Origin of the sequence: Pseudoalteromonas amylolytica (assembly GCF_001854605.1) — a bacterium.
GTDB classification, from domain to species: Bacteria; Pseudomonadota; Gammaproteobacteria; order Enterobacterales; family Alteromonadaceae; genus Pseudoalteromonas; species Pseudoalteromonas amylolytica.
In genome coordinates this window covers 257,341-279,852 of record NZ_MKJU01000028.1, presented here as the reverse complement: position 1 = coordinate 279,852, position 22,512 = coordinate 257,341, and the positions used below count along the sequence as shown (strand labels likewise).

The 22,512-nt window shown below is 43.8% G+C and carries 23 protein-coding genes and 1 riboswitch; of the genes, 22 read left to right on the top strand and 1 reads right to left on the bottom strand.

Features of this window, described 5'->3' with window-relative positions; genetic code table 11:
* Positions 1-19: 19 nt before the first annotated feature.
* From trpS to speD, 9 genes are all read left to right on the top strand, one after another.
* Complete coding sequence (trpS, locus tag BET10_RS14920; RefSeq protein WP_070986389.1) at positions 20-1,024, top strand: tryptophan--tRNA ligase; 1,005 nt, start codon at positions 20-22, stop codon at positions 1,022-1,024.
* 54 nt (positions 1,025-1,078) lie between these two features.
* Positions 1,079-1,660, top strand: coding sequence for an anthranilate synthase component II (locus BET10_RS14915; protein WP_070986388.1), 582 nt, complete (start codon positions 1,079-1,081; stop codon positions 1,658-1,660).
* A gap of 41 nt (positions 1,661-1,701) precedes the next feature.
* Positions 1,702-2,877, top strand: coding sequence for an HDOD domain-containing protein (locus BET10_RS14910; RefSeq protein WP_070986387.1), 1,176 nt, complete (start codon positions 1,702-1,704; stop codon positions 2,875-2,877).
* 308 nt (positions 2,878-3,185) lie between these two features.
* Complete coding sequence (locus BET10_RS14905; protein ID WP_070986386.1) at positions 3,186-4,397, top strand: aspartate aminotransferase family protein; 1,212 nt, start codon at positions 3,186-3,188, stop codon at positions 4,395-4,397.
* Positions 4,398-4,469: 72 nt separating this feature from the next.
* Positions 4,470-5,486 carry an arginine N-succinyltransferase gene (astA, locus tag BET10_RS14900; protein ID WP_070986385.1) on the top strand — a complete coding sequence of 339 codons (1,017 nt, stop codon included), beginning with the start codon at positions 4,470-4,472 and terminating at the stop codon, positions 5,484-5,486.
* 15 nt (positions 5,487-5,501) lie between these two features.
* Positions 5,502-6,974 carry a succinylglutamate-semialdehyde dehydrogenase gene (astD, locus tag BET10_RS14895; protein WP_070986384.1) on the top strand — a complete coding sequence of 491 codons (1,473 nt, stop codon included), beginning with the start codon at positions 5,502-5,504 and terminating at the stop codon, positions 6,972-6,974.
* 180 nt (positions 6,975-7,154) lie between these two features.
* Positions 7,155-7,490: a DUF3802 family protein gene (locus BET10_RS14890; protein ID WP_070986383.1), complete on the top strand. Its 336-nt coding sequence runs from the start codon at positions 7,155-7,157 to the stop codon at positions 7,488-7,490.
* A 79-nt stretch (positions 7,491-7,569) separates the two neighbouring features.
* Positions 7,570-7,983, top strand: coding sequence for an OsmC family protein (locus tag BET10_RS14885; protein WP_070986495.1), 414 nt, complete (start codon positions 7,570-7,572; stop codon positions 7,981-7,983).
* Positions 7,984-8,068: 85 nt separating this feature from the next.
* Complete coding sequence (speD, locus tag BET10_RS14880) at positions 8,069-8,878, top strand: adenosylmethionine decarboxylase (RefSeq protein ID WP_070986382.1); 810 nt, start codon at positions 8,069-8,071, stop codon at positions 8,876-8,878.
* Between the two features lie 56 nt (positions 8,879-8,934).
* Here the strand turns inward: speD and BET10_RS14875 are convergent, their stop codons facing one another.
* A complete protein-coding gene (locus tag BET10_RS14875; RefSeq protein ID WP_070986381.1) occupies positions 8,935-11,013 on the bottom strand; it encodes a TonB-dependent receptor in 2,079 nt (692 codons plus the stop codon).
* Between the two features lie 130 nt (positions 11,014-11,143).
* Here BET10_RS14875 and BET10_RS14870 point away from each other — a divergent pair, with 130 nt between their 5' ends.
* The 13 genes from BET10_RS14870 (at position 11,144) to BET10_RS14810 (ending at position 22,482) form a co-directional block, all read left to right on the top strand.
* Positions 11,144-11,533 carry an acyl-CoA thioesterase gene (locus tag BET10_RS14870; protein WP_070986380.1) on the top strand — a complete coding sequence of 130 codons (390 nt, stop codon included), beginning with the start codon at positions 11,144-11,146 and terminating at the stop codon, positions 11,531-11,533.
* 106 nt (positions 11,534-11,639) lie between these two features.
* Complete coding sequence (locus BET10_RS14865) at positions 11,640-12,038, top strand: META domain-containing protein (RefSeq protein ID WP_070986379.1); 399 nt, start codon at positions 11,640-11,642, stop codon at positions 12,036-12,038.
* 29 nt (positions 12,039-12,067) lie between these two features.
* A riboswitch (TPP riboswitch) is annotated at positions 12,068-12,167 on the top strand.
* Between the two features lie 124 nt (positions 12,168-12,291).
* Complete coding sequence (thiC, locus tag BET10_RS14860) at positions 12,292-14,244, top strand: phosphomethylpyrimidine synthase ThiC (RefSeq protein WP_070986378.1); 1,953 nt, start codon at positions 12,292-12,294, stop codon at positions 14,242-14,244.
* Between the two features lie 99 nt (positions 14,245-14,343).
* Positions 14,344-15,375 (top strand): FAD-dependent oxidoreductase, encoded by a 1,032-nt coding sequence (locus tag BET10_RS14855; protein ID WP_070986377.1) that lies wholly within the window; start codon positions 14,344-14,346, stop codon positions 15,373-15,375.
* The gene (gene thiS, locus BET10_RS14850) at positions 15,372-15,566 is read left to right on the top strand and encodes a sulfur carrier protein ThiS (RefSeq protein WP_070986376.1); all 195 of its coding nucleotides are present in this window, start codon (positions 15,372-15,374) and stop codon (positions 15,564-15,566) included. The genes BET10_RS14855 and thiS overlap by 4 nt, the downstream gene beginning before the upstream one ends.
* 3 nt (positions 15,567-15,569) lie before the next feature.
* A complete protein-coding gene (locus tag BET10_RS14845) occupies positions 15,570-16,361 on the top strand; it encodes a thiazole synthase (RefSeq protein WP_070986494.1) in 792 nt (263 codons plus the stop codon).
* Positions 16,362-16,381: 20 nt separating this feature from the next.
* Entirely contained in the window at positions 16,382-17,902 is a 1,521-nt protein-coding gene (gene thiE / locus BET10_RS14840) for a thiamine phosphate synthase (protein WP_070986375.1), read from the top strand.
* Positions 17,903-17,905: 3 nt separating this feature from the next.
* The gene (locus tag BET10_RS14835) at positions 17,906-18,649 is read left to right on the top strand and encodes a HesA/MoeB/ThiF family protein (RefSeq protein WP_070986374.1); all 744 of its coding nucleotides are present in this window, start codon (positions 17,906-17,908) and stop codon (positions 18,647-18,649) included.
* A gap of 698 nt (positions 18,650-19,347) precedes the next feature.
* Entirely contained in the window at positions 19,348-19,842 is a 495-nt protein-coding gene (locus BET10_RS14830) for an aminoacyl-tRNA deacylase (protein ID WP_070986373.1), read from the top strand.
* A gap of 21 nt (positions 19,843-19,863) precedes the next feature.
* Positions 19,864-20,100 (top strand): acyl carrier protein, encoded by a 237-nt coding sequence (locus BET10_RS14825; protein ID WP_070986372.1) that lies wholly within the window; start codon positions 19,864-19,866, stop codon positions 20,098-20,100.
* A gap of 2 nt (positions 20,101-20,102) precedes the next feature.
* The gene (locus BET10_RS14820) at positions 20,103-21,509 is read left to right on the top strand and encodes an aminotransferase class III-fold pyridoxal phosphate-dependent enzyme (protein ID WP_070986371.1); all 1,407 of its coding nucleotides are present in this window, start codon (positions 20,103-20,105) and stop codon (positions 21,507-21,509) included.
* Positions 21,502-21,906, top strand: a complete 405-nt coding sequence (locus BET10_RS14815) for an acyl-CoA thioesterase (RefSeq protein ID WP_070986370.1) — start codon at positions 21,502-21,504, stop codon at positions 21,904-21,906. The genes BET10_RS14820 and BET10_RS14815 overlap by 8 nt, the downstream gene beginning before the upstream one ends.
* A 3-nt stretch (positions 21,907-21,909) precedes the next feature.
* Positions 21,910-22,482 carry a hypothetical protein gene (locus BET10_RS14810; RefSeq protein WP_070986369.1) on the top strand — a complete coding sequence of 191 codons (573 nt, stop codon included), beginning with the start codon at positions 21,910-21,912 and terminating at the stop codon, positions 22,480-22,482.
* The last annotated feature ends 30 nt before the right edge of the window (positions 22,483-22,512 follow it).

The window sequence follows — 22,512 nt, the reverse complement described above, 5'->3', positions numbered from 1 at the left end:
TATTAAATAAAGGAACATCATGACTAAACCAGTAGTGTTAAGTGGCATTCAGCCAACCGGTGGTATGACGATAGGCAATTACGTGGGTGCCATTAACCAGTGGCTTAACTTACAACAAGATCATGAAAGTTTCTTTATGTTAGTTGACTTGCATGCGATCACTGTTCGTCAAGAGCCCCATTTGCTGAGAGAGCGCGTATTGGATGGTATTGCGCTGTACACAGCCTGTGGTATTGATCCTGAAAAAGCGGCGCTGTTTGTACAATCACAAGTGCCAGAACATGCGCAATTAGCGTGGGTACTGAATTGTTATGCCCAAATGGGTGAGTTGAACCGCATGACGCAGTTTAAAGATAAATCGTCTAAACACGCAAATAACGTCAATGTTGGTCTGTTTTCTTATCCTGTATTACAAGCGGCGGATATTTTGTTGTATCAAGCTGATCAGGTGCCTGTTGGCGAAGATCAAAAGCAGCATTTGGAGCTAACCAGAGATATCGCAACCCGCTTTAACAACCTCTATGGTGAGGTATTTAAGATACCCGAGCCTTACATACCTGACCTTGGTGCTAGGGTGATGAGTCTGCAAGACCCATCAAAGAAAATGTCAAAATCAGATGACAATCCAAATGCGTTTATCATGCTTTTGGATGAGCCAAAGAAAATTGAGAAAAAGCTAAAAAAAGCAGTAACTGACTCGGATGAACAGGCCCGTATCTACTTTGACAGAGATGAAAAGCCAGGTGTTTCAAACTTACTAACTTTGCTGTCTGTTGCTACAAAACGTTCAGTTGAAGAGTTGGTGCCTGAGTATGAAGACAAAATGTACGGTCACTTGAAAAAAGACACGGCTGACGCTGTGGTTGCGATGATTGAGCCGATCCAAGCTCGTTTTAGAGCTATTCGTGAAGACCGTACTCTTCTAGATAATATTATGCGACAAGGTGCAGAAAAGGCGAGCGTGCGTGCACAGCAAACATTAAAGGCTGTATATGATGCGGTAGGCTTTATCCCTCGTCCATAACTTATTGTATTGTAGTTAGCCAGGCTTGCGCCTGGCTTTTTTATGGAAATTTCTATGTTATTAATGATTGATAACTACGATTCATTTACCTATAACTTAGTGCAGTATTTCCAACGTTTGGATCAAGAGGTCTTAGTACAGCGTAACGATGCTATTAGCCTTGCACAAATCAAAGCGCTAAATCCAGAGCATATTGTGATCTCTCCGGGTCCTTGCACACCAAATGAAGCGGGTATCTCGTTGTCGGTAATTGAACAATTTAAGGGTGATATACCTATACTCGGTATCTGTTTGGGCCATCAAGCTATTGCTCAGGCACTAGGGGCGGATGTGGTAAGAGCACACACCGTCATGCATGGTAAAACATCGCCCATTCAACACACAGGAAAAGGTGTGTTTGCAGGGTTGCCTAACCCGCTTAACGTATGCCGTTATCATTCATTGATAGTCGATAAACGTACATTGCCTGAATGCTTTGAGATCACCGCTTGGACGCAGACTATGAATAACGATGTAGATGAGATAATGGCAATGCGCCACACTGATTTGGCCTTGGAAGGGGTGCAATTTCATCCTGAGGCCATTTTGACAGAACATGGTCTAAGCTTACTTGATAACTTTATACGTCACTTCTAATCTTTTATTTATACAACTAACTGTGAGCTGGTAGAGAGTCTATGACAGAAGACAATAAGCATGTAAGGATGGCACAAGCACTAACGGAACGAGCCCATGACTTGCTGGTTAGTCACAGTTTTGCTCAGGAGCAAATTGGATATATTCACACCTTGGAAATGAATTTAGGTGAAAAAATCCCACAGCGTACCATGTTGGAAGTTGAAATAGCGGCTTCGGCAAAACGTAAAGAGAGTAGTACCAGCCATCATAAATACATTGCCAAAGCCAGTGCACATATTCATCAAGCGATTGAAGAGTCGATTGTCAAACAGCTTAATGACATAGACAGTCTGTATTATGAGGTGATGGGCATTCAAGATGGTGTTCCAGCGATTTTCGATCTTCTGGCGGTAAAATCTGCTTCGGTTGGTAGGTTAGAACCGTTAGTGAATGATATATCGTGGCTTGGGCGAGAGTTGGTTTCGTTAGTGAACCTACCTCAATATCGCAAGAAAAGTTCAACAGGTATGGCCGTAAAGGTTGATACACCAGCATTGGCGTTACGTTATTTAGGATTGGAGAATTTACAGTGGGTGTTACCCACATATGCGATGCGTCATTGGTTACCTTATTCAACGGAACCATTTTCGTTGATGAAGCGAAAACTACGAGACTTGAGTATGTCAACGGCTATTGCTGCTAAAGCGTTGGCACCAAGTAACGGTGTAAAAGAGCAGTATGCGTATACGTTAGGGATGATGTTAGATATTGGTAAGGCGGCGCTTACCCGTTTGTACTTGCGTACACATGAACAAATTTGGCAAGACCGAGTGCGTAGAGCGCGAGATAAGGCCCATAAAGACTTACATACAGCCCTGCTAGAGTTGGGTCCGGACCCGTTATTTTTGAGAAACCTGCTATTAGAAAGCTCAGCAAAAGTAACTCAGCAACTAATTGATAAGATGGAATTTAGATACTTGCCATTTTCTGCTGCGATGGAAGAGTTTGCGGTTAGTTATTTACCAAATTCGAATAAAAAGCTAAGCGATCCGCTACCATTAACAACCGTTTTAAAGAAGGCCCATGGCTATGCGCTGTATTTACTGTTGACGGACAAACATTTGATTGAGCCGGATGAAACTCAGTTGTGGTTTTCTTACTTAGAATTGACCAAAGAAGAGCAAAAAACGCTCTCTTCATGCTCATTCCATGGCTTACAACTAACAATTTCATAATATTTAGACATTTTTTTTACGACTATTCATTCAGCACTAAATTCTTAGGATTTGGCTAAGGTGCCTGCGTGCTTGCATTGTCGTCTATTTTCTTCCAAATAGTTATTCACTGCGACTGAAATATTATCTCAATCCCTTGAATATCAAGGCCTCAATGAAAGTTTTCTATGAGACTTTCATATGTTTTTCTGAAATAATAAGTGAATGAATTTTGCACCAAATTAAAAAATATGTTGGCTGAAATGTGCAAGTTGAATGCTTAAATTCAGCCATTTGCGGTGCCGTACTCAACAAAGTGAGGAGTTAAAATGACTATAAATCGTGAATTGTTCGATCAAGTAATGGTGCCTAACTATGCACCTTCAGCTGTGATTCCGGTAAAAGGCGAAGGGTCGCGCGTATGGGACCAAGAGGGACGTGAATACGTTGACTTTGCTGGCGGTATCGCGGTTAACTGTTTAGGTCATTGTCACCCTGCTTTAGTCTCTGCTTTAAAAGAGCAAGGCGAAAAAATTTGGCACTTATCAAATGTTATGACTAACGAGCCTGCGCTACGTTTGGCTAAAAAGTTAGTCGACGCAACATTCGCTGATAAAGTGTATTTTGCCAATTCAGGCGCGGAAGCAAACGAAGCTGCATTAAAATTGGCGCGTCGCTTTGCACTTGATAACTTTGGTGAGCAAAAATCACAAATCATCTCGTTCAACAAAGGTTTCCACGGTCGTACTTTCTTCACTGTAACGGTTGGTGGACAAGCTGCATACTCAGATGGCTTCGGTCCTAAGCCGGGTGACATTGTGCACAGTGACTACAATGACCTAGCTGCATTTGAAGCACTAATCTCTGATAAAACGTGTGCCGTTATGATGGAACCGCTACAAGGTGAAGGCGGTATTGTTTCTCCTGATGCAGATTTTGTACAGGGTGTTCGTGAGTTATGTACTAAGCACAATGCGCTGCTAATCTTTGATGAAGTTCAGACTGGTGTTGGACGTACTGGTGAGCTATATGCTTACCAAGGTTTAGGTGTTACGCCTGATATTCTAACAACGGCCAAAGCACTCGGTGGTGGTTTCCCAATTGGTGCCATGATCACGACAAGTGAAATTTCGCAGCACCTTAAAGTGGGCACACATGGTTCTACATACGGTGGTAACCCACTAGCGTGTGCGGTCGCCGAAGCTGCACTCGATACTGTTAACACTCCAGAAGTACTCGAAGGTGTGAAAGCCAAAGAAGCGCTGTTTAGAGAGCTACTTACTACAATCAACGATAAGTACAACGTCTTTAGCGAAATCCGTGGTAAAGGCTTGCTCTTAGGCGGCGTCGTTGCTGAGCAATATAAAGGTCGTGCAAAAGACTTTTTAGTTGCAGGTATCAAAGAGGGTGTTATGTCTTTGGTAGCTGGCGCTGATGTTGTGCGCTTCACGCCATCTTTGGTTATCCCTGAAGCGGATATCCGTGAAGGTATGGCACGCTTTGAAAAAGCGGTTGCCAGCGTTGTAGCTAATAACGCCTAATCTTGGTGGGGCCAAGTAATACTTGGTCCTGATTTACCGTCTAGTGTTATAACTTGAGGAGTAAGCGGGCTCATGATGATCCTTCGCCCAATCCAAAAAAGCGATTACCCAGCGCTTTTAAACATTGCCCACGAGTCGGGCCATGGTTTTACTTCGTTACCTGTAAATGAAGAATTGTTGCAAAATAAGATTGCACGTTCAGAAGCGTCTTTCCAAAAACAGACGGATATTCCTTTTGACGAAGGATATCTATTTGTACTTGAAGATAGCGAAACAGGTGAAGTTGTCGGGACAAGTGCGATTGAAGCTGCTGTGGGTTTAGATGATGCGTTTTATCATTACCACCTGAGTAAAGTTATTCATTCTTCACGCACGTTAGATGTTTATAAAGCGGTAGATATTCTCACGCTTTGTAATGATTACACTGGCGCAACAGAGCTATGCACATTGTTCTTAAAGGATGGTTATCGCAAGGGCTTGAATGGAAAGTTGCTGTCTAAATCTCGCTTCTTATTCATCAAGCAACACCAGTATCGCTTTGCGGATACCGTTATTGCAGAGATGCGCGGTGTGTCTGATGAAAACGGCCAAAGCCCATTTTGGCAATGGCTTGAAGAACACTTCTTCTCAATGGATTTCCCGACAGCGGATTATTTAACGGGTATTGGCCAAAAGGTATTTATCGCTGAGTTAATGCCTAAGTACCCGATTTATGTAAACTTACTAAGCAAAGAAGCTCAGGCGGTTATCGGTCAAGTACACACCAATACCAGACCTGCTATCGAGTTACTAAAGAGTGAAGGTTTCACCTTCAATGGTTATGTAGATATTTTTGATGCGGGCCCAACGGTAGAAGCCAAAGTTGACAATATTCGCACGGTTCGCTCGGTACAAAATAAAACTGCGCGTATCGGCAACGCACAGGGCGGTTCCCCTGTGATGGTTGCAAATGATAAACTAGCTGAATATCGGGCTACGGTTGCAGAGCTTCAGGTTGATGCGGCAAGTGAAGAAGTCGTTATTAGCGCAGAAGTGGCAAACGCATTGAACATTGTCGATGGTGACCTAGTCAGCATCGCAACACTCTAATTGTAGGTATTAATTATGACAACACATCCTGCTCAACTGATTAATGGTGAATGGGCTGCAGGTCAAGGCAGCGAATTTAAATCAGTTAACCCAGCAAACAACGAAGTGATCTGGTCTGCTAACTCGGCAACTGCCGAGCAAGTAGATGCGGCAGTTAAAGCTGCAAGACAAGCTTTCTATACATGGGCTGATTTAGACTTTGCTGAGCGTTTAGTCATTGTGCAACGCTTTGCACAAGCGCTCAAAGACAACAGTGAAGAGTTAGCAATCGCAATCGCTAAAGAAACTGGTAAGCCTCTTTGGGAAACCCGCACAGAAGTGGGCGCTATGGTAGGCAAAATAGCGATTTCTGAGAAAGCTTATCATGAAAGAACGGGAACGGTTGAAAATCCAATGCCTGTAGGTCGTGCAGTGATCCGCCATAAGGCACACGGTGTAGTAGCTGTTTTTGGACCATACAACTTCCCAGGGCATTTGCCAAATGGCCACATTGTTCCAGCACTTCTTGCGGGTAACACGGTTATTTTCAAACCTTCAGAGTTAACTCCGTATGTTGCTGAGTTGACACTGAAACTGTGGCAAAAAGCGGGGCTACCAGCTGGCGTGATTAACTTAGTACAAGGCGAAGTTGAAACGGGTAAAGCACTGGCTTCTCATAAAGGTATTGATGGCTTGTTCTTCACAGGGTCATCACGTACAGGTCATTTACTTCATGAACAATACGCAGGTCAACCAGGCAAAATTCTAGCGTTAGAAATGGGTGGCAATAACCCATTGATCGTTAAAGATGCCTCAGACACCAAAGCGGTAGTACACGACATCATCCAGTCAGCGTTTATTTCAAGTGGCCAGCGTTGTACTTGCGCACGTAAGTTATTCTTACCTGTTGGTGCACAAGGCGATGCGATTCTAGAGCACCTAGTTCGTGCTACTAAAGCCATTAAAGTAGGTAATTTTGATGACGCTGACCAGCCGTTTATGGGCTCAATGATTTCTGAGCGTGCTGCAGCAGGTATGGTTGCCGCGCAGCAGCAACTTCAAGCTTTGGGTGGCGAGTCTTTAATTGAACTGACTCACACACCTAACACAGGTTTTGTTACACCGGGTATTATCGAGTGTACTAACGTGACAGATTTCCCAGATGAAGAGCATTTCGGTCCTCTGTTAAAAGTGTTCCGTTACAGCGACTTTGACACAGCGATTGAAAAAGCCAACGATACCAGCTTTGGCCTATCAGCTGGCTTATTAGGCGACAATGAAGCTGATTATGAGCACTTCCTACGTCGCATTCGTGCGGGCATCGTGAACTGGAACCGCCCAATCACGGGGGCATCAAGTGCAGCGCCATTCGGTGGTATCGGTGCTTCAGGTAATCACAGAGCAAGTGCTTACTACGCAGCTGACTACTGTGCTTACCCAGTTGCCTCAGTAGAGCTGGAGAAAGTCACTCTACCTGGCACTCTAAGCCCTGGCTTGAATATCGACTAATAGATATTTTACAAAGGGTTAGAGAGTATTTTAGGATAAAATACAGTTTAATACTTTGTTCCTAAAAAGAGCAGCTAAGGCTGCTTTTTTTGTGCTCGACTAAGCGACAAAAGTAGCATTAGGAGTGAGTTTCTGCTTAAATCTATAGCAGATGTGTTAAAAATCTTAGGTGGAATAAAGATGGTTTTAGATAAACAAGGTTATGACGAACTAGTCATGTATCTGACGCAAAATTTAGCCTTGTTTGAAAAGCCTGGTGAAATTAAGCCTGGTGCACCTAAAGTGATGGAACTCATAGAAGATGTTATTGCGGAAAACGTGATATCTATTTGTGAGCAACACAGTGAACTCACAACAGAGCAACGCAGCCTGATTGTTCGTGAGGTTGACGGTATTGTGTATGACCTACAAGAAGTACTCTCAAGTGTCACAGAGCAGCGGGTGACCGTTGAACAGCGTGAGTTTATTGAAGAATTTGCAGGTCTAGTTAAAAACATGTTTGACTCGGCCGTTTAATAACAACAATTGCTAATTGATAGCAATGAGCTTTATAACACCGCCAAACGGCGGTGTTATTGTTTTATTTGAGGTGTTTATGCAAGCAAGTGTAAAGTGGGTAGACGGAGATACATTTATTGGCCATTCTGATTCAGGGCATAATGTGGTTTTCGACGCAGGGTCAGATAGTGCAGCGCCAAGCCCAATGGAGATGGTCCTGATGTCGGCTGGGTGCTGTTCATCCGTTGATGTCGTGAGCATATTAAAAAAAGCGAAGCAAGACTTTGACCATGTCGAAGTGAAGCTAAGCGCAGAGCGTGCAGAAACCGCACCTAGAGTATTCACCAAAATAAACCTACACTTTGTGGTTACTGGCCGCGGTGTATCGGAAAAACACCTTGCTAGAGCGGTGCAATTGTCTGCTGAAAAATATTGTTCGGTGGCGTTAATGCTTGATAAGGCAGTAGAAATTACGCACAGCCACGAAGTTGTTGAAAGAGAGGCAAAATAACGCTTTTTCATAGCGTGATTTTCGTATAAAATCCGCGAACTTTTGGTTCTGCAAAGCAGATTTACAGTTTGAAGGTTGGTCTATCGTGAACAAGCCCTTTGATAAAATTAAACTCCATGGCTTTAACAACTTAACTAAGAGTTTAAGCTTTAGCATATACGATATTTGTTACGCCAAGACAGAGCAACAACGTAAAGAATATTTAGAATATATTGATGAGCAGTATAGTGCGGATCGTTTAACTGATATTTTAAGAGACGTCGTTGATATTATTGGTGCAAATGTATTGAATATTGCGCGTCAAGATTACGAGCCGCAAGGGGCAAGTGTGACTATTCTGGTGTCGGAAGAACCTGTAGAACAACAGACTTTTGATAGCAATGAAACACCGGGGCCTTTGCCTGAGTCTGTGGTTGCGCACTTAGATAAGAGCCACATTTGTGTGCACACTTATCCAGAAGCACATCCAAATGATGGTATTTGTACATTCCGTGCTGATATTGAGGTATCAACATGTGGGGTGATCTCACCATTAAAAGCGTTAAACTTCTTAATTCACTCGTTAGAGTCGGATGTGGTAACAATCGACTATCGTGTTCGTGGTTTTACGCGTGACGTAACAGGTGTGAAGCATTACATTGATCATGCAATCCACTCAATTCAGAACTATATGACTGAAGATACGAAAGAAGCGTATCAGATGCTAGATGTGAATGTTTATCAAGAGAACTTGTTCCACACTAAGATGATGCTAAAAGAGACCGACTTAAATACGTATCTTTTCGGCATTACGACGGACGATTTGAGCGAAGAAGAAGAAGCTGAGATCAGAGCACGTCTAGACCGTGAAATCCAAGAGGTGTTTTACGGGCGTAATCTGCCAGAAGTTGATTGATAACTTCTGAACATTAAAAAAGCGCTCAATGAGCGCTTTTTTATTTTCTAGTGGCTTTATAATTCATATTTGAAGGTTAAGCCAAGCAAGCGTGGTTCACCATATTGCACATAAGTTTCCTCAATATAGTCTTTCAGTGGATTGTTTGGAAACCTGAAGCCACGTACTTCAACGTCTTGATCCGCTAGATTTCTTCCCCACGCTGTCAATGACCAACTATTGGCATAATAGCTGATACTGGCGTTCAGCAAGTTACTATTATCTGCTTTGGCATCATGGCTTATCGAGTGGTAGTAATCATCTTTACCTTCAACAGACACCTCAGCAAAGAGTCGCTCAGTAACTTGATAGTTTACTGCCAATGAGTACTGGTATCGGGGGGCTTGCGCCTGCTCTCTACCATCTAATGTAAGTTGAGCGAAGTCTCCTTCAACTTTGGTGTCTAGATAGCCTGCACTGTAAGCTAAATTCAAACGGTCTGTGTATTGCAAGTTGCCTTCAACTTCTAAACCGTAGTTGCGCCCCTGCGTCGCATTATCAATAAATTCGAGAAACTTGCGCTCTACTTCAATAGAACGTTTTACCTGCATATCATCTCGGTGCATGTAAAACGCGCTGACACGCACGGTATGACGGTTATCTTCTGAGCTACCTTTCACGCCAAACTCTAGATTCCACAGGTATTCAGGGGTAAAGTTATAGCTGTCACTGGTAATGTTTAGTCCTTCATCTTTGGCCTGTGCCAACGCTTGACCGTTGACTCCACCAATTTTATAGCCACGCGATAAACTGGTGTAAATCATGGTGCGTGGGACAACAAAGTGCTCTAGTGCTACCTTAGCGCCCCACATCCAGTCATCGGTATTACCAGCAATGCCGTTATTATCGAAGTAATCGGAGTCGTAATATTCGCCACGTAATCCAGTGACGAGTTCGGTTTTATCTGATAGCTGAGTGACTTTTTGGCCAAATAGAGCCAAATGGCTGACATCATAGTGCGAACTAAAGTCTTGCGCTTGCCATGTATAAGCTCTTGTTAAAGCCACTTGCTTGCGTTTTGCGGATAAGCCACTTACCCAATTGTTATTTTTATCTGAGAAGGTTAACTCAAAGGTGCCACGCTCATGTTCACGCTGATAACTATCCGTCGAGCTGTAACCATAAGGATGAAGTCCTGCTGCGCAAACTGTGGGTTTGCTGCTATCGTTACAAGTCCAGTCTTCGTCGTAACTATAAAGAGTGTCGCCTGTGAGCCCACTAATCAATACGGCCACATCAAAAAGCGCTGCTCCTGAATATTTTGTGGTCAGGGCAAAAGCATCACTTTGCTGATTGTCTTGACCTGGCTCATCGGCACTACTTTTACGATCATTGTTTAGGGTAAACGCGTCATAGCCGTTGTCTATGTCAATGTGATGAGCGACTAGTTCGGTGCTCAGCGTGCTATTCCATTGGGTACGAAGTTTAATGCGCGCAACCTGCTCATCTTGAGTTTGCGTCGCATCATTCAAATAGACATTGTCAGTGTAGCCATCCGACTGATGCTGATAATAGCTAGCTCGCATGGCGGTGCTATCACTAAGAGATGTACCTGCTGCAATACCAGCTTCATAGCTACTGTAGTTACCCACACCGAGCTGCACATTTAGAGCAGGCTCATGGGTTACTGCGTGTGTTTGTACATCAATCATACCTGCCATTGCATCGGCACCGAAGCGTGTGCCTTGAGGACCACGGTAAATCGCAATTTGTTCGACATCAAATAACAAAGCACTGCCACCTAGACCCGAGTAGTCAATGTTATCTATCAACATCCCCACGCTTGGATGAATTGGGTCCACAAACTGTGACCGAAGTCCCACTCCTCTAATTTGTACAAAGCGGCCGCGAGATGCACCGGCGGTGAAGTTAATATTTGCAGTGCTATTTAGCAGCTGGTCCAAATAGTTTGCCCCGCGATTAACGACAGCATCTGTACCTAACACGCTGGCGCTGGCGCTGAGGGTCTGTAAACTTTCTCGCTTAAAGTCTCCTGTGACTTCAATCGTTTCTATCGGGTTATTATCGTTAGCCACAGCAGTATGCGACAGTAGCGCAATGATACTGGCGCTTAACAGAGAGTATTTTGGCATCATAATCTTTTGCTAGTCATTTGAGTTGCGCATATTTTAACAAATGACAGCAAGGTTAAAACATAAATAGCGTTTAAATGTGTTATAACGTTGACACTTACGGTTATGGTACTGATCTTTTTAAGGAGCGAATGTGACATTTAGCGTAGATTTTAAAGTGCGAGATTACGAATGTGACTTGCAGGGGATAGTAAACAACGGTGTGTACTTTAATTATTTAGAACATGCAAGGCATGAGTTTCTGCTCTCTAAGGGGGTTGATTTTGCGCTTTTAGCTGAGCAAAAAATTAATCTGGTGGTGATCCGCTGTGAGATGAATTTTAAAGATTCACTCAAGCCTGCAGATGAGTTTTATGTACAAGTGAGTGTGCATAGAGAAAGTAAGTTGAAATTTGCATTTGTACAAAAAGTCATTAGAAAGTCTGACGATAAACTGATGCTGGACGCTGTTGTTACTGGCACTTCGGTTAATGAGCGTGGTCGTCCGTTCCTAACAGAGGAAATTGAAGGCCTGTTTTCATAACGTTTTGCGTCACAATAGCAATTTTTAGCGTATTTTACGCTATTTTTTGCCGCTATTTGCGATTACAAGTGTATAATTGCGTTAGTTCATTTTTTAATGGTTTAACATGAAAACCCTTACACTTTTATTCGCAACTAGCGCGTTTTTATTTGGCTGCACATCAACAGGGAAAGTGAACACTACGCAGCTTAAACATACTCAGTGGCAGCTCAGTCATATTGCTGGGAAAGCTGTAAAATCCAGTCCGGTTTCTCTTACTTTTATCGAAGCGATGCAAGTGAATGGTAACGGTGGCTGTAATCGTTTTTTTGGTGAAGGCCAACTCAATGACAGCATATTGAAAGTGAACCATATCGGTATGACTCGTAAGCTTTGTGATGAACCAACCAATAAAATGGAGCGCACCTTACTGAAAATGTTGGGAAAAGGAGTACCGATTTTATTGCAAGATAATACGCTGATCCTTAAAGGCCAACCGGAACTACGTTTTCAAGTTGCAGGCTAGCGTCTTCTTAAGTACACTCATTGTCAATTCGTTACTTGTCGGAGTGCCCCTTGGGCTGAGATCGCATTTTGCGGGATCCGTGAACCTGATCAGGTTAAAACCTGCGTAGGGAACAAGCTGCCAGTATTACAACTTACTGTTGTAGGCCGCCAAAATCTCATAAGTTGGAGATTTTGATCATCTGAGGGCAACCTCATCTCGCTCCTTTGAAAGGAGATCTGACAAGACACCTTAAATAACAATGAGGCAAGTCATGTCAAACAATAGTAGCAAACCATCTCGCCGCGAAACTCGTGCGGCAGCATCTGAATTTATATATAACCTTACAGGGCAACCTTTTCCAAGTTCGCACAAAGTGTATGTTGAGGGTACACAGTCGGGAGTTCGCGTGGGCATGCGTGAAATCACCCTATCAGATAGTTTTGTCGGCGGTAGTGAAGACAACCCTGTGTATGAAAAAAATGACCCAGTGAGGGTCTATGATACATCCGGACCTTATACTGATCCTGATTTTAAAATTGATGTGCGTCAGGGGCTACCTAAGTTTCGCAAAGAGTGGATCGATGCGCGAGATGACACCGAGTGGTTAGATTCAGTCACCTCAAAGTTCTCTCAGCAGCGTATGGCGGATGAGGGGTTAGATCATATTCGTTTCGAGCACCTACCAAAAATCCGCCGCGCCAAAGCGGGGAAAAACGTCACTCAGATGCATTATGCGCGTCAGGGGATTGTTACCCCAGAGATGGAGTACGTCGCTATTCGTGAAAATATGGGGCGGGCCAAAATCAAAGCAGAGCTACTAGCACAGCAGCATAAGGGTCAGTCATTTGGTGCTTCGATCCCAGAATTCATCACGCCTGAATTTGTACGAGATGAAATAGCCCGAGGCCGTGCGATCTTACCTAATAATATTAATCACCCAGAGTCAGAGCCTATGATTGTGGGACGCAACTTTTTGGTGAAGGTTAATGCAAACATAGGTAATTCATCGGTCACATCTTCTATCGAAGAAGAAGTGGAAAAGATGGTTTGGTCTACTCGTTGGGGAGCAGATACGGTCATGGACCTTTCCACAGGGCGCTATATTCACGAAACTCGTGAATGGGTAGTGCGTAACTCCCCTGTACCCATTGGGACTGTGCCAATCTACCAAGCGCTTGAGAAAGTAAATGGCGTAGCAGAGGATTTAACTTGGGAGATCTTCCGCGACACATTGATTGAGCAAGCCGAGCAGGGTGTTGATTACTTTACGATTCATGCAGGTGTGCTATTGCGTTATGTACCCATGACGGCAAAGCGTGTCACAGGTATCGTCTCGCGTGGTGGTTCTATCATGGCTAAATGGTGTTTAGCACACCACAAAGAAAACTTTCTTTACACACACTTTGAAGATATCTGTGAAATCATGAAGCAGTATGACGTATGCTTCTCTTTGGGTGACGGTTTACGTCCAGGCTCTATCGCTGATGCGAATGATGAAGCACAGTTCTCTGAGCTACGCACCTTAGGTGAGTTGACAAAGCTTGCGTGGAAGCATGATGTACAAGTGTTTATCGAGGGCCCAGGTCACGTACCAATGCACATGATTGAGCAAAATATGAAAGAGCAATTAGAGCACTGTTATGAAGCACCATTCTACACTTTAGGGCCGCTAACAACAGATATTGCTCCAGGCTATGATCACTTTACCTCTGGGATTGGTGCTGCGCAAATCGCTTGGTATGGCTGTGCGATGTTGTGTTATGTGACGCCCAAAGAGCATTTAGGCTTACCGAACAAAGAAGACGTTAAAGAGGGCTTGATCACCTATAAAATAGCAGCGCATGCCGCTGATCTGGCGAAAGGTCACCCCGGTGCACAAATTCGTGATAATGCGTTATCCAAAGCGCGTTTTGAGTTCCGTTGGCACGATCAGTTTAATCTTGGTTTGGACCCTGTTAGAGCGCGAGAATACCACGATGAAACCTTGCCGCAAGAATCTGGGAAAGTCGCTCATTTCTGTTCTATGTGTGGCCCTAAGTTCTGTTCAATGAAAATTACTCAAGAAGTACGAGACTATGCCAAAGACTTGGAAGCAAAGGGCATTGATCCCAACAATGTCGGTGAGGCTATCGAGGTAAAAATGCTGGATGTTGAAGCCGAAATGCAAGCCAAATCAGATGAGTTTAAGCGTTCGGGATCTGAGTTATATCACAAAGCGATTTAACATGGTGAGCTTGGGTAAGCCTTGCTTACCCATAGACGTTAATAGCGACACCACTGAATGTGGTGTGTGTTATAAATCATCTATAAACGAGGCGTTTCCATGAAAGAATATCGTGTTGCAATATTGGGGTTTGGCCTAGTTGGCAAAGTGGCGGCAATGATGTTGCATAAACATCACCAGCTGAGCATCTTTGAAGCTGCATGTGATGCAAGTCAAAATGGTGCTGGTGCGCTGGCGGCTGCTATGTTGGCGCCAATGGCAGAGTCGGTCAACTGCGAAGTCGATATCGCTGAACTTGGACTTGAAGCAATGGCCATGTGGCCAGAACTGCTGGCACAGTTACCCACCAACGTCATGTTTCAACAAGCAGGTACTTTGGTGATTGCCCATAACCAAGATATGGGAGACTTGCAAAGTTTTATGCAGCGGCTAAAGCCTATACGAGGACACCATGCTCAGCGAGTGCTCGGCGCAGATATTGCTAAATTGGAGCCAGATCTAGCAGGGCGATTCCATCAAGGCGTGTATTTACCCAGCGAAGGGCAGTTGGATAACCTCGCTTTTTATCAACAAAGCTATGCTTTCTTACGGCAACAAGGCGTGCAATTTCACTTCTCACAAAACGTGGAATTGCATCCCCAAAGCCACAAATCTGGTATTGAGATGGTAAACGGTGAAGCGTTCGATTGGATTATTGATTGTCGAGGAATTGGGGCTAAAGAACAGTGTGATGGTTTAAGAGGGGTGCGAGGGGAAGTGGCTAGAATATATGCACCTGAGGTGCAGTTACAAAGGCCCGTGAGGCTAATGCATCCTCGTTACCCTATTTATATAGCTCCAAAGCCAAACAATGAGTTTGTGATTGGTGCAACCGAAATAGAATCACAAGATAGTGGGCCCGCAACGGTACGCTCAACGCTCGAGTTATTATCGGCAGCATACACGGTGCATAGTGGCTTTGCCGAAGGCCGAGTGATGGCTATTAATGCTGGGTTGCGTCCAGCCTTTGGAGATAATCGCCCTCGTAGCTCAATCAAGGGCAATGTAATATCCATTAATGGCTTGTATCGTCATGGCTATTTATTGGCTCCCGCTGTGGTGCGCCAAGCGCTTACTAAGGAATTACTATGAAAATAACTTTTAATGGTCAACTAACTGAAACCAGCAGCCAAGACTTGCAAGCATTGGTGACTGAAATGGGCGCAAAAGAGCCTTTTGCTGTGGCACTCAATGGCACATTTGTGCCGCGAACTCAGTGCTCATCAACACACCTTACTGATGGCGATAGCATAGAGTTGTTGTCACCTATTCAAGGTGGATAAGTGATGCGTGAAGAGAAGCCACTTAACATCTATGGGCAAACATTTGAGAGTCGTTTACTGATAGGCTCGGCGTTGTATCCTTCCCCACACATAATGCAAGAGGCAATTTGTGCATCACAGTCACAAATCGTAACGGTATCACTGCGTCGTCAAAACTCGGTGTCAGCCGGTGAAGACTTTTGGCAATTGATAAAAGACACAGGGTTAACGGTGCTTCCCAACACAGCAGGCTGTCATAGTGTCAAAGAAGCGGTAACGCTGGCGAAGATGTGCAAAGAGGTCTTTGCGACAGACTGGATTAAACTGGAACTGATTGGCGATGAGTACAATTTACAGCCAGACCCAGTCGCACTGTTAGAAGCCACAGAAATATTGTTACAGGATGGTTTCAAGGTACTGCCTTACTGTACCGATGACCTAGTATTATGTCAGCGTCTAGCGGCACTTGGCTGTGAAGTATTAATGCCATGGGGTGCGCCAATTGGCACGGGTAAAGGGTTATTAAACCCATATAACTTAGCTATGATCCGTCAGCGGATGCCGGATACCACGTTGATTGTTGATGCTGGGTTAGGTGTGCCATCGCATGCCTGTCAAGCGCTCGAAATGGGGTATGATGCGGTATTGCTCAACTCGGCAATCGCGGGAGCAGGTTGTCCAGTAAAAATGGCCAGTGCATTTAATCATGCAGTGCAAGCGGGACGAGCGGCATACATCGCACAGGCAATGCCTGAAAAAGATGTGGCTGCACCGTCAACGCCAACGATGGGAATGCCGTTCTGGCATCAAAATTAATCATTCAATAGGGGTCTGAAGTGGCAGATGTAGTTTGGAGTATTGCGGGGTCAGACTCAGGTGGCGGGGCTGGTATTCAGGCGGATATCAAAGCGATGCATAGCTTTGGCGTACATGGCTGTACTGTTATTACCGCACTTACCGCACAAAATAGCTTGGGAGTTGAGGCACTAAACTCAACTTCAACTGAAGTCATAGAGTCTCAGCTTCAAGCATTGGCAATTGATATGCCTGCGCGTGTTATAAAAATAGGCATGCTTGCGAATGTGCAGCAAATTCAGCTGGTGGCGGAGCACCTCAGTCACTACAAAGCAAAATGGGTTGAACCACCATTGGTAGTATATGACCCAGTAGCCATTGCCAGTAGTGGTGATAGGTTAACTGAAGAAGACACCATCGACGCGCTAAAAACATATTTACTGCCTTTGATTGACGTGATCACGCCCAACACACAAGAGACCCAGTTGCTCACCGGGGTTTATTTAATTGGCCCAGATGCAGTGCGTGAAGCTGCGCAGAAGTTGCAGCAACTGGGTGTACAATCGGTGGTGATAAAAGGGGGGCATTGGGACTATCCAAAGGGGTATTGTGTGGATTATTGTGCCTCACAAGGGCAAGAGTATTGGCTTGGTAACGAAGCGATTAATACGCCTCACACTCATGGTACCGGGTGTAGTTTATCATCCGCCATCGCAGCTTGTTTGGCCAAAGGCTACCCGTTAAAAGATGCCTTTATTCTTGGTAAAGCCTATGTCAACAAAGGGTTATCTTATGCACAACGCTTTGGAGAGGGGATTGGGCCTTTGGCGCATACAGGCTTTCCAGAGGACATCAATGATTACCCACAAGTTATCGAAGCGGGTAGTTGGCTTGCAGATGAGCTTGATTTTGAACAGCCAATCCCCTTCAACTTTGCCGCAGGATTTGCAGACACAGGTGGCGAACTTGGGCTATATGCTGTTGTTGATAGTGTTGATTGGGTTGAAAAATGTTTATCTGCTGGGGTTCCAACGGTGCAGCTGAGAGTAAAGAATGCGGATCCTGAAACACTTGAAGCGGATATTCAAACAGCCGTCACATTAGGCAATAAATATCAGGGGCGGGTATTTATTAATGATTACTGGCAACTGGCGATAAAGCATGGTGCTTATGGTGTTCACCTAGGACAAGAAGACCTGAGTGAGGCTAATTTGCAAGCCATTCAGGAAGCTGGATTGAGACTAGGCGTTTCCACTCATGGTTTTTACGAAATGCTCAGAGCACACAATTATCGACCCAGTTATCTCGCTTTTGGGGCGATTTACCCCACCACTACCAAAGACATGACAGGGCAGATACAAGGCCTTGAGAAGCTATCGCATTTTGTGCCTTTAATGGCTGAGCATTATCCGACTGTCGCGATCGGTGGTATTGACTTATCTGTTGCTCCAGACGTTGTGAAAACGGGCGTAGGCAGTATTGCCGTCGTGAGAGCCATTACGGAGTCAAATGATCACGCCAGTGCGATTGAACAGCTTCAAGCCTATTTAGGGAACCGTTAGACAATGACGTTAAGTGAAAAAGAGCGGCTGAGGTATAGCCGTCATTTGCTGCTCAAAGAAGTTGGTGAGCAAGGACAGATAAAATTAAAGGCTGCTCATGTTGCCGTCATTGGCTGCGGTGGCTTGGGTAGCCCCGCGCTTTTCTATTTAGCTGCAAGTGGCGTTGGGCATCTCACTTTTGTTGATGATGACCAGGTCGAGCTATCTAATTTACAAAGGCAAATTTTGTATAAAGTCAACCACCTTGGTCAGCAAAAAACGCAAGCGGCTGGCAAAGTACTCGCGAGCCTTAACAATGAAATTAGCCTTGCGCCAATTAATGTCGCATTGACAGAAGACAATGTGGCCGATTTACTCAGTGAGGCTGATGTTGTGTTAGATTGCAGCGATAACTTTAAGACGCGTTATATTCTAAATTCGTATTGCTTGACTGCTAATAAGGTACTGATCTCAGGAGCTGCCATTGCAACACAGGGGCAGTTGATGTGCTTTGATTTTAGAGGACATTCTCCTTGCTATGCTTGTGTCTTTCCTAAACACACACACGCACCGATGGAAAACTGTGATAACTTTGGCGTATTAAGTCCATTATTAGGCGTGATAGGCTCGCAACAAGCTTTATTGGCTGTTAATGTGATATTGGGTCATCAAAGAGGCTGTTATTTTGCGCGCATAGATGCACGGACCTTGACTCATCAACCTTGGCAATTAGCGAAGGATGCTCAGTGTACTGAGTGCAGACATTAGTATTTTTAAAAAAGCTGTGTATGGTCTACCTTCCGTAGCCATACCTTTAGAATGGACACGATACCTGAAAGCCATTCTTTAAATCTTCCAATTCACCAGTTGCACAGTCAGCTTTGTACACAAGAGTAGATCAGTGTATCTGCAGGATCTACAAATACACTGCTAACCATCCCTCTTCCTTAATATTTTTTAAGCTATTGATTTATATTTTAAAAGCTTTATTTCAAATTGATTGAAATATGATTCGAGCGCAGTAGGCAATCGTTCATAGGTAAAAAAGGATAGGTGTGAGTAAGCAGATATAGTATAAAAGTATAAAAATAAAAAATTAATATATTTATATTAAACCGCATTTCTCAATAGTTTTTTCCAACCCCTCCTAAATATGATCTGAATTTTCTAGTGCAAAAGTTGCTAGGTAGTTAACAATCATTTGTTCGAAGCTTTGAGCTTAAATATTTGTTTGTAAAATTCAAATTATCAACTGGTTTACTTGGTGTTTTCGTATGTTGATATTTTGTGTTTTGTTTGTTAGTTTCGTTTCGCTTTATGGTACTTGTTTTTAAACGCCATTGACCACTTTTGCGTTTTAAAGCTCAGCGATTGTACGTATTGTGAACATCGACTTCTCGCTTGATTATTGTTTTGAAGTTGAATTTTATATTACAGGAAAGTTAATTAAATGAGGTGGGTTTTAAATGAACACTAACAACGAAAATGCATTAAAGGATTTACCTGAGATGTTTCGGGAGGTTATGTACACGCACCAAGCTGAGTTGCAGTTGGTGGTTGCTGATAGAGCTTTGCCAACGGCAAAAGATGCTGCCGTTTATTGTCAGCTACCTGATAGTGCGGTGATAAAAACACTTTTATTGAAAACGTCATCTGGGACGTATGCAGCCGTAGTTATGAGAGGGTGCGATTCGATGGATCAAAAGAAGGTTCGAAAGCATTTAGGCGTTAAGAAGTTTCGTTTCCTCAACGGCGATGAAGTTTTGAATATTACTGAATTTGCGCCAGGCGGAGTACCACCTGTGGGTCTGCCTGAGCATTTGACGCTATGCGTTGATGAAAATGTTATGAAGGAAGAGTTTATTATTGGCGGTGGCGGAAAACCTGAGCTGTTGATTAAAACCTCTCCTTCAAAACTAGTCTCTATAACTGGAGCTCAAATATCTGAATTTTCAGAATAAAATAATATTTAAGGAATGATAATGAACTTAGAACAGATCGAACAATCAGTACGTAACTTTTTAATTGAAGACTTAATGAAGGACGAATTAGAAGGTGTGGCTTTAAATGCTGAGCTTGGTTTAGACAGCTTGGATACCACTGAACTACGTGTGTTCGTAGAAGAGAACTTTTCACTGGATCCATCAAAACTTATCGCTGAAAAGCTAGATACTTTAGAGCATATCGTGGGGCAAATAGCTGAGCATGTAAAGGGCTAAAGATGATCTCAAGCAAGTATAGCATGTTGTGGGATGCCGCGGCGTCGAAATCCCCTATTAGTTATGGCGAATTGGATGTCAATTTGCAGGAATGTCTTACGTCCGGTGATGGTCTATTTGATCACTATGGCGGTCGAACTCCCTTCGTTTTCCTTGAAACAACAGGCATTGAAACGTTGGTTGTGGAGAAATCAGAACATTCTGATGAGTGTGTTGACGCTTATAATGTGATCAATTGTACTGGTGGCTATGGCGCAGGAGTATTGGGAGGTAACTTAAACTTTCTAAGTGAGCGTGTATCTGCAGCCTTAAACACTGCTCCGGTTATGAACGATGAGCACCATTCGATAGATCGGCTATCGCTGGTTAAGAAAATTAAGTCTTTAATTGGTGAGCACACGCAAACAAGTGCCAGTGATTGGGATGTATCATTTACGAGTACGGGTACAGAAGCTGTTGAGTTAGCTATGCAAATGAGCTTAATGACGGACTATCAGCTGGGCACGGATACAGACACAAGTGGCAAAGATGTTATTTTGGCCTGCCATGGTGCTTGGCATGGCTGGGCTACTGGCGCAAACCAATTGCTTGATCGAAAGCAGTTCACTGGAGGGATCCCTCGAGTAGCAGGTTATGAAGTCGTGTTTATGCATTATGGAGAGCTGTCTTCATTGCGTGACATGTTTGCACAGTATAAGGGACGTATTCGTACCGTGATCGTGGAAGGTATTCTTGGCGATGGTGGTGTGATTGATGCATCTGAGCAATGGTGGTCGGAGCTAGAGCAGCTAGCACGTGATGAGTCAGCAGTGCTAATTGATGACGAGATACTAACAGGCTTCAGAACGGGAGCGACTTTGGCGTTACCACAGGGCCGAATTCCAGATTGTATCACTTTAGGTAAAGCGCTTGGCTTCGGCTTGTTCCCCCTATCGGCGGTGATTTGGAACAATAAAAAGTTAAACCTTCGCGCTGGAGTGGGTGTAAGAACATTTAATGCTCGTCCATTTCAGGCTCAAATTGTTGAACAAGCGTTGGATTTCATCGCAACTAATGACTTGAACAGCAATATTAAATTAATAGGCGATGCCTTGATCGAGCAACTTAAAGAAGTTCAAAAACAGTTCCCTACCATCATTCGTGATGTGCGAGGACGAGCTGGGTTAGTAGGTATCGAACTTGAACGAAAATATGCGAGAAAAGGAAGGCTTGTACGAGATGAGCTGATTCGTGCAGGTGTACTGTCAGAAGTTGAAAGTGGCATGATGATGACGAGTATTCCAAAAGAATACAGAATCCATGAAACCTTACGCATGACTCCTCCATTAGGAATGGACATACAGATGGTGCCTCGAATTGTTCAGGCATATGTTGACGTATGTAAAAAATTGGAGGGTGCAAATGCGTAAGCTATGTACCCGAAGATTAAATCACTACGAAACAGATGCTGATGGTGTATGTCATTTCTCAAACTATTTTAGACATACAGAAGAAGCGCTTTTCGAAGTTGTTGAGCCACAGATTTGGAGTAGCTTACAAGAGCAAAACCACACGCTCGCAATTGTGGGTGCGAATGCGACCTACATGAACTCACTGACGTTTCTTGAGCAATTTTCTGTATATTTGAAGACCTCGCAACTGCGTCGTACGCGCGCTATGTTGGAATTTTTAATTGCAGATGATACTGCCAAGACAGAGTATTGTTCGGTGTCTCTTACAGTGGTATGCATCGACAAATCAAACAATGAAGTTGTTAAATTACCAACTGAGCTGGTTGAAAAACTTCAAGAAATGACAAGGGATTAAAGTATGTCAGATTATAGTTTTGAATACATAGTGAAAGAGTTATCAGGCCATGGCAAAGGGCCAATTTCTCATACTGGTGTGAAGCAGTACTTACGCCATACTCACCCAATGCTGGGCTTAGACCAGGTGGCGGATCATGACTTTGAAAAAGGTTGGGTACACAGTTTAAGAGCAATTTCTTGTTCTATTCCTGCGTTTGAAGGCCACTTTCCTGATGCGGCTATTTATCCTGGAACTAACTTGGCGCAAGACACTATTCAAGTGGCAATCATGTTGTTCTTGGGAATGACTCGTCCGCTTATTCCTGATGGCTCAAATGAAGAAGTATCAGCTGTTGCTGATCTCTCTTTGACAATGGGACATCCTGTACCACCGGGTACGTTACTTGATGTTGCTCTTTGGGCAACTGGTAAAACAACGGATTCTCAAATGCCATTTGAGTTTGAGGTGAGGGTGAGAGACTTCCCTTACTATGATCAAGGGAATAAGTTTGGGGTAACTTTTGGCCCTGCACTTAAGGGTAGCGGCAAAATGATCCGTGTTAAAAAGAAAATTTATCATGGAATAGGTTTTTAATGCTATTGAGGTTGCTGTTTGTGCAGCAAC

Excerpts from the sequence above, each read along its gene's own strand:
- trpS (WP_070986389.1), top strand. The coding sequence starts at position 20 with ATGACTAAACCAGTAGTGTTAAGTGGCATTCAGCCAACCGGTGGTATG.
- BET10_RS14915 (WP_070986388.1), top strand. The coding sequence starts at position 1,079 with ATGTTATTAATGATTGATAACTACGATTCATTTACCTATAACTTAGTG.
- BET10_RS14910 (WP_070986387.1), top strand. The coding sequence starts at position 1,702 with ATGACAGAAGACAATAAGCATGTAAGGATGGCACAAGCACTAACGGAA.
- BET10_RS14905 (WP_070986386.1), top strand. The coding sequence starts at position 3,186 with ATGACTATAAATCGTGAATTGTTCGATCAAGTAATGGTGCCTAACTAT.
- astA (WP_070986385.1), top strand. The coding sequence starts at position 4,470 with ATGATGATCCTTCGCCCAATCCAAAAAAGCGATTACCCAGCGCTTTTA.
- astD (WP_070986384.1), top strand. The coding sequence starts at position 5,502 with ATGACAACACATCCTGCTCAACTGATTAATGGTGAATGGGCTGCAGGT.
- BET10_RS14890 (WP_070986383.1), top strand. The coding sequence starts at position 7,155 with ATGGTTTTAGATAAACAAGGTTATGACGAACTAGTCATGTATCTGACG.
- BET10_RS14885 (WP_070986495.1), top strand. The coding sequence starts at position 7,570 with ATGCAAGCAAGTGTAAAGTGGGTAGACGGAGATACATTTATTGGCCAT.
- BET10_RS14875 (WP_070986381.1), bottom strand. The coding sequence starts at position 11,013 with ATGATGCCAAAATACTCTCTGTTAAGCGCCAGTATCATTGCGCTACTG.
- BET10_RS14865 (WP_070986379.1), top strand. The coding sequence starts at position 11,640 with ATGAAAACCCTTACACTTTTATTCGCAACTAGCGCGTTTTTATTTGGC.
- thiC (WP_070986378.1), top strand. The coding sequence starts at position 12,292 with ATGTCAAACAATAGTAGCAAACCATCTCGCCGCGAAACTCGTGCGGCA.
- BET10_RS14855 (WP_070986377.1), top strand. The coding sequence starts at position 14,344 with ATGAAAGAATATCGTGTTGCAATATTGGGGTTTGGCCTAGTTGGCAAA.
- thiS (WP_070986376.1), top strand. The coding sequence starts at position 15,372 with ATGAAAATAACTTTTAATGGTCAACTAACTGAAACCAGCAGCCAAGAC.
- BET10_RS14845 (WP_070986494.1), top strand. The coding sequence starts at position 15,570 with ATGCGTGAAGAGAAGCCACTTAACATCTATGGGCAAACATTTGAGAGT.
- BET10_RS14835 (WP_070986374.1), top strand. The coding sequence starts at position 17,906 with ATGACGTTAAGTGAAAAAGAGCGGCTGAGGTATAGCCGTCATTTGCTG.
- BET10_RS14830 (WP_070986373.1), top strand. The coding sequence starts at position 19,348 with ATGAACACTAACAACGAAAATGCATTAAAGGATTTACCTGAGATGTTT.
- BET10_RS14825 (WP_070986372.1), top strand. The coding sequence starts at position 19,864 with ATGAACTTAGAACAGATCGAACAATCAGTACGTAACTTTTTAATTGAA.
- BET10_RS14820 (WP_070986371.1), top strand. The coding sequence starts at position 20,103 with ATGATCTCAAGCAAGTATAGCATGTTGTGGGATGCCGCGGCGTCGAAA.
- BET10_RS14815 (WP_070986370.1), top strand. The coding sequence starts at position 21,502 with ATGCGTAAGCTATGTACCCGAAGATTAAATCACTACGAAACAGATGCT.
- BET10_RS14810 (WP_070986369.1), top strand. The coding sequence starts at position 21,910 with ATGTCAGATTATAGTTTTGAATACATAGTGAAAGAGTTATCAGGCCAT.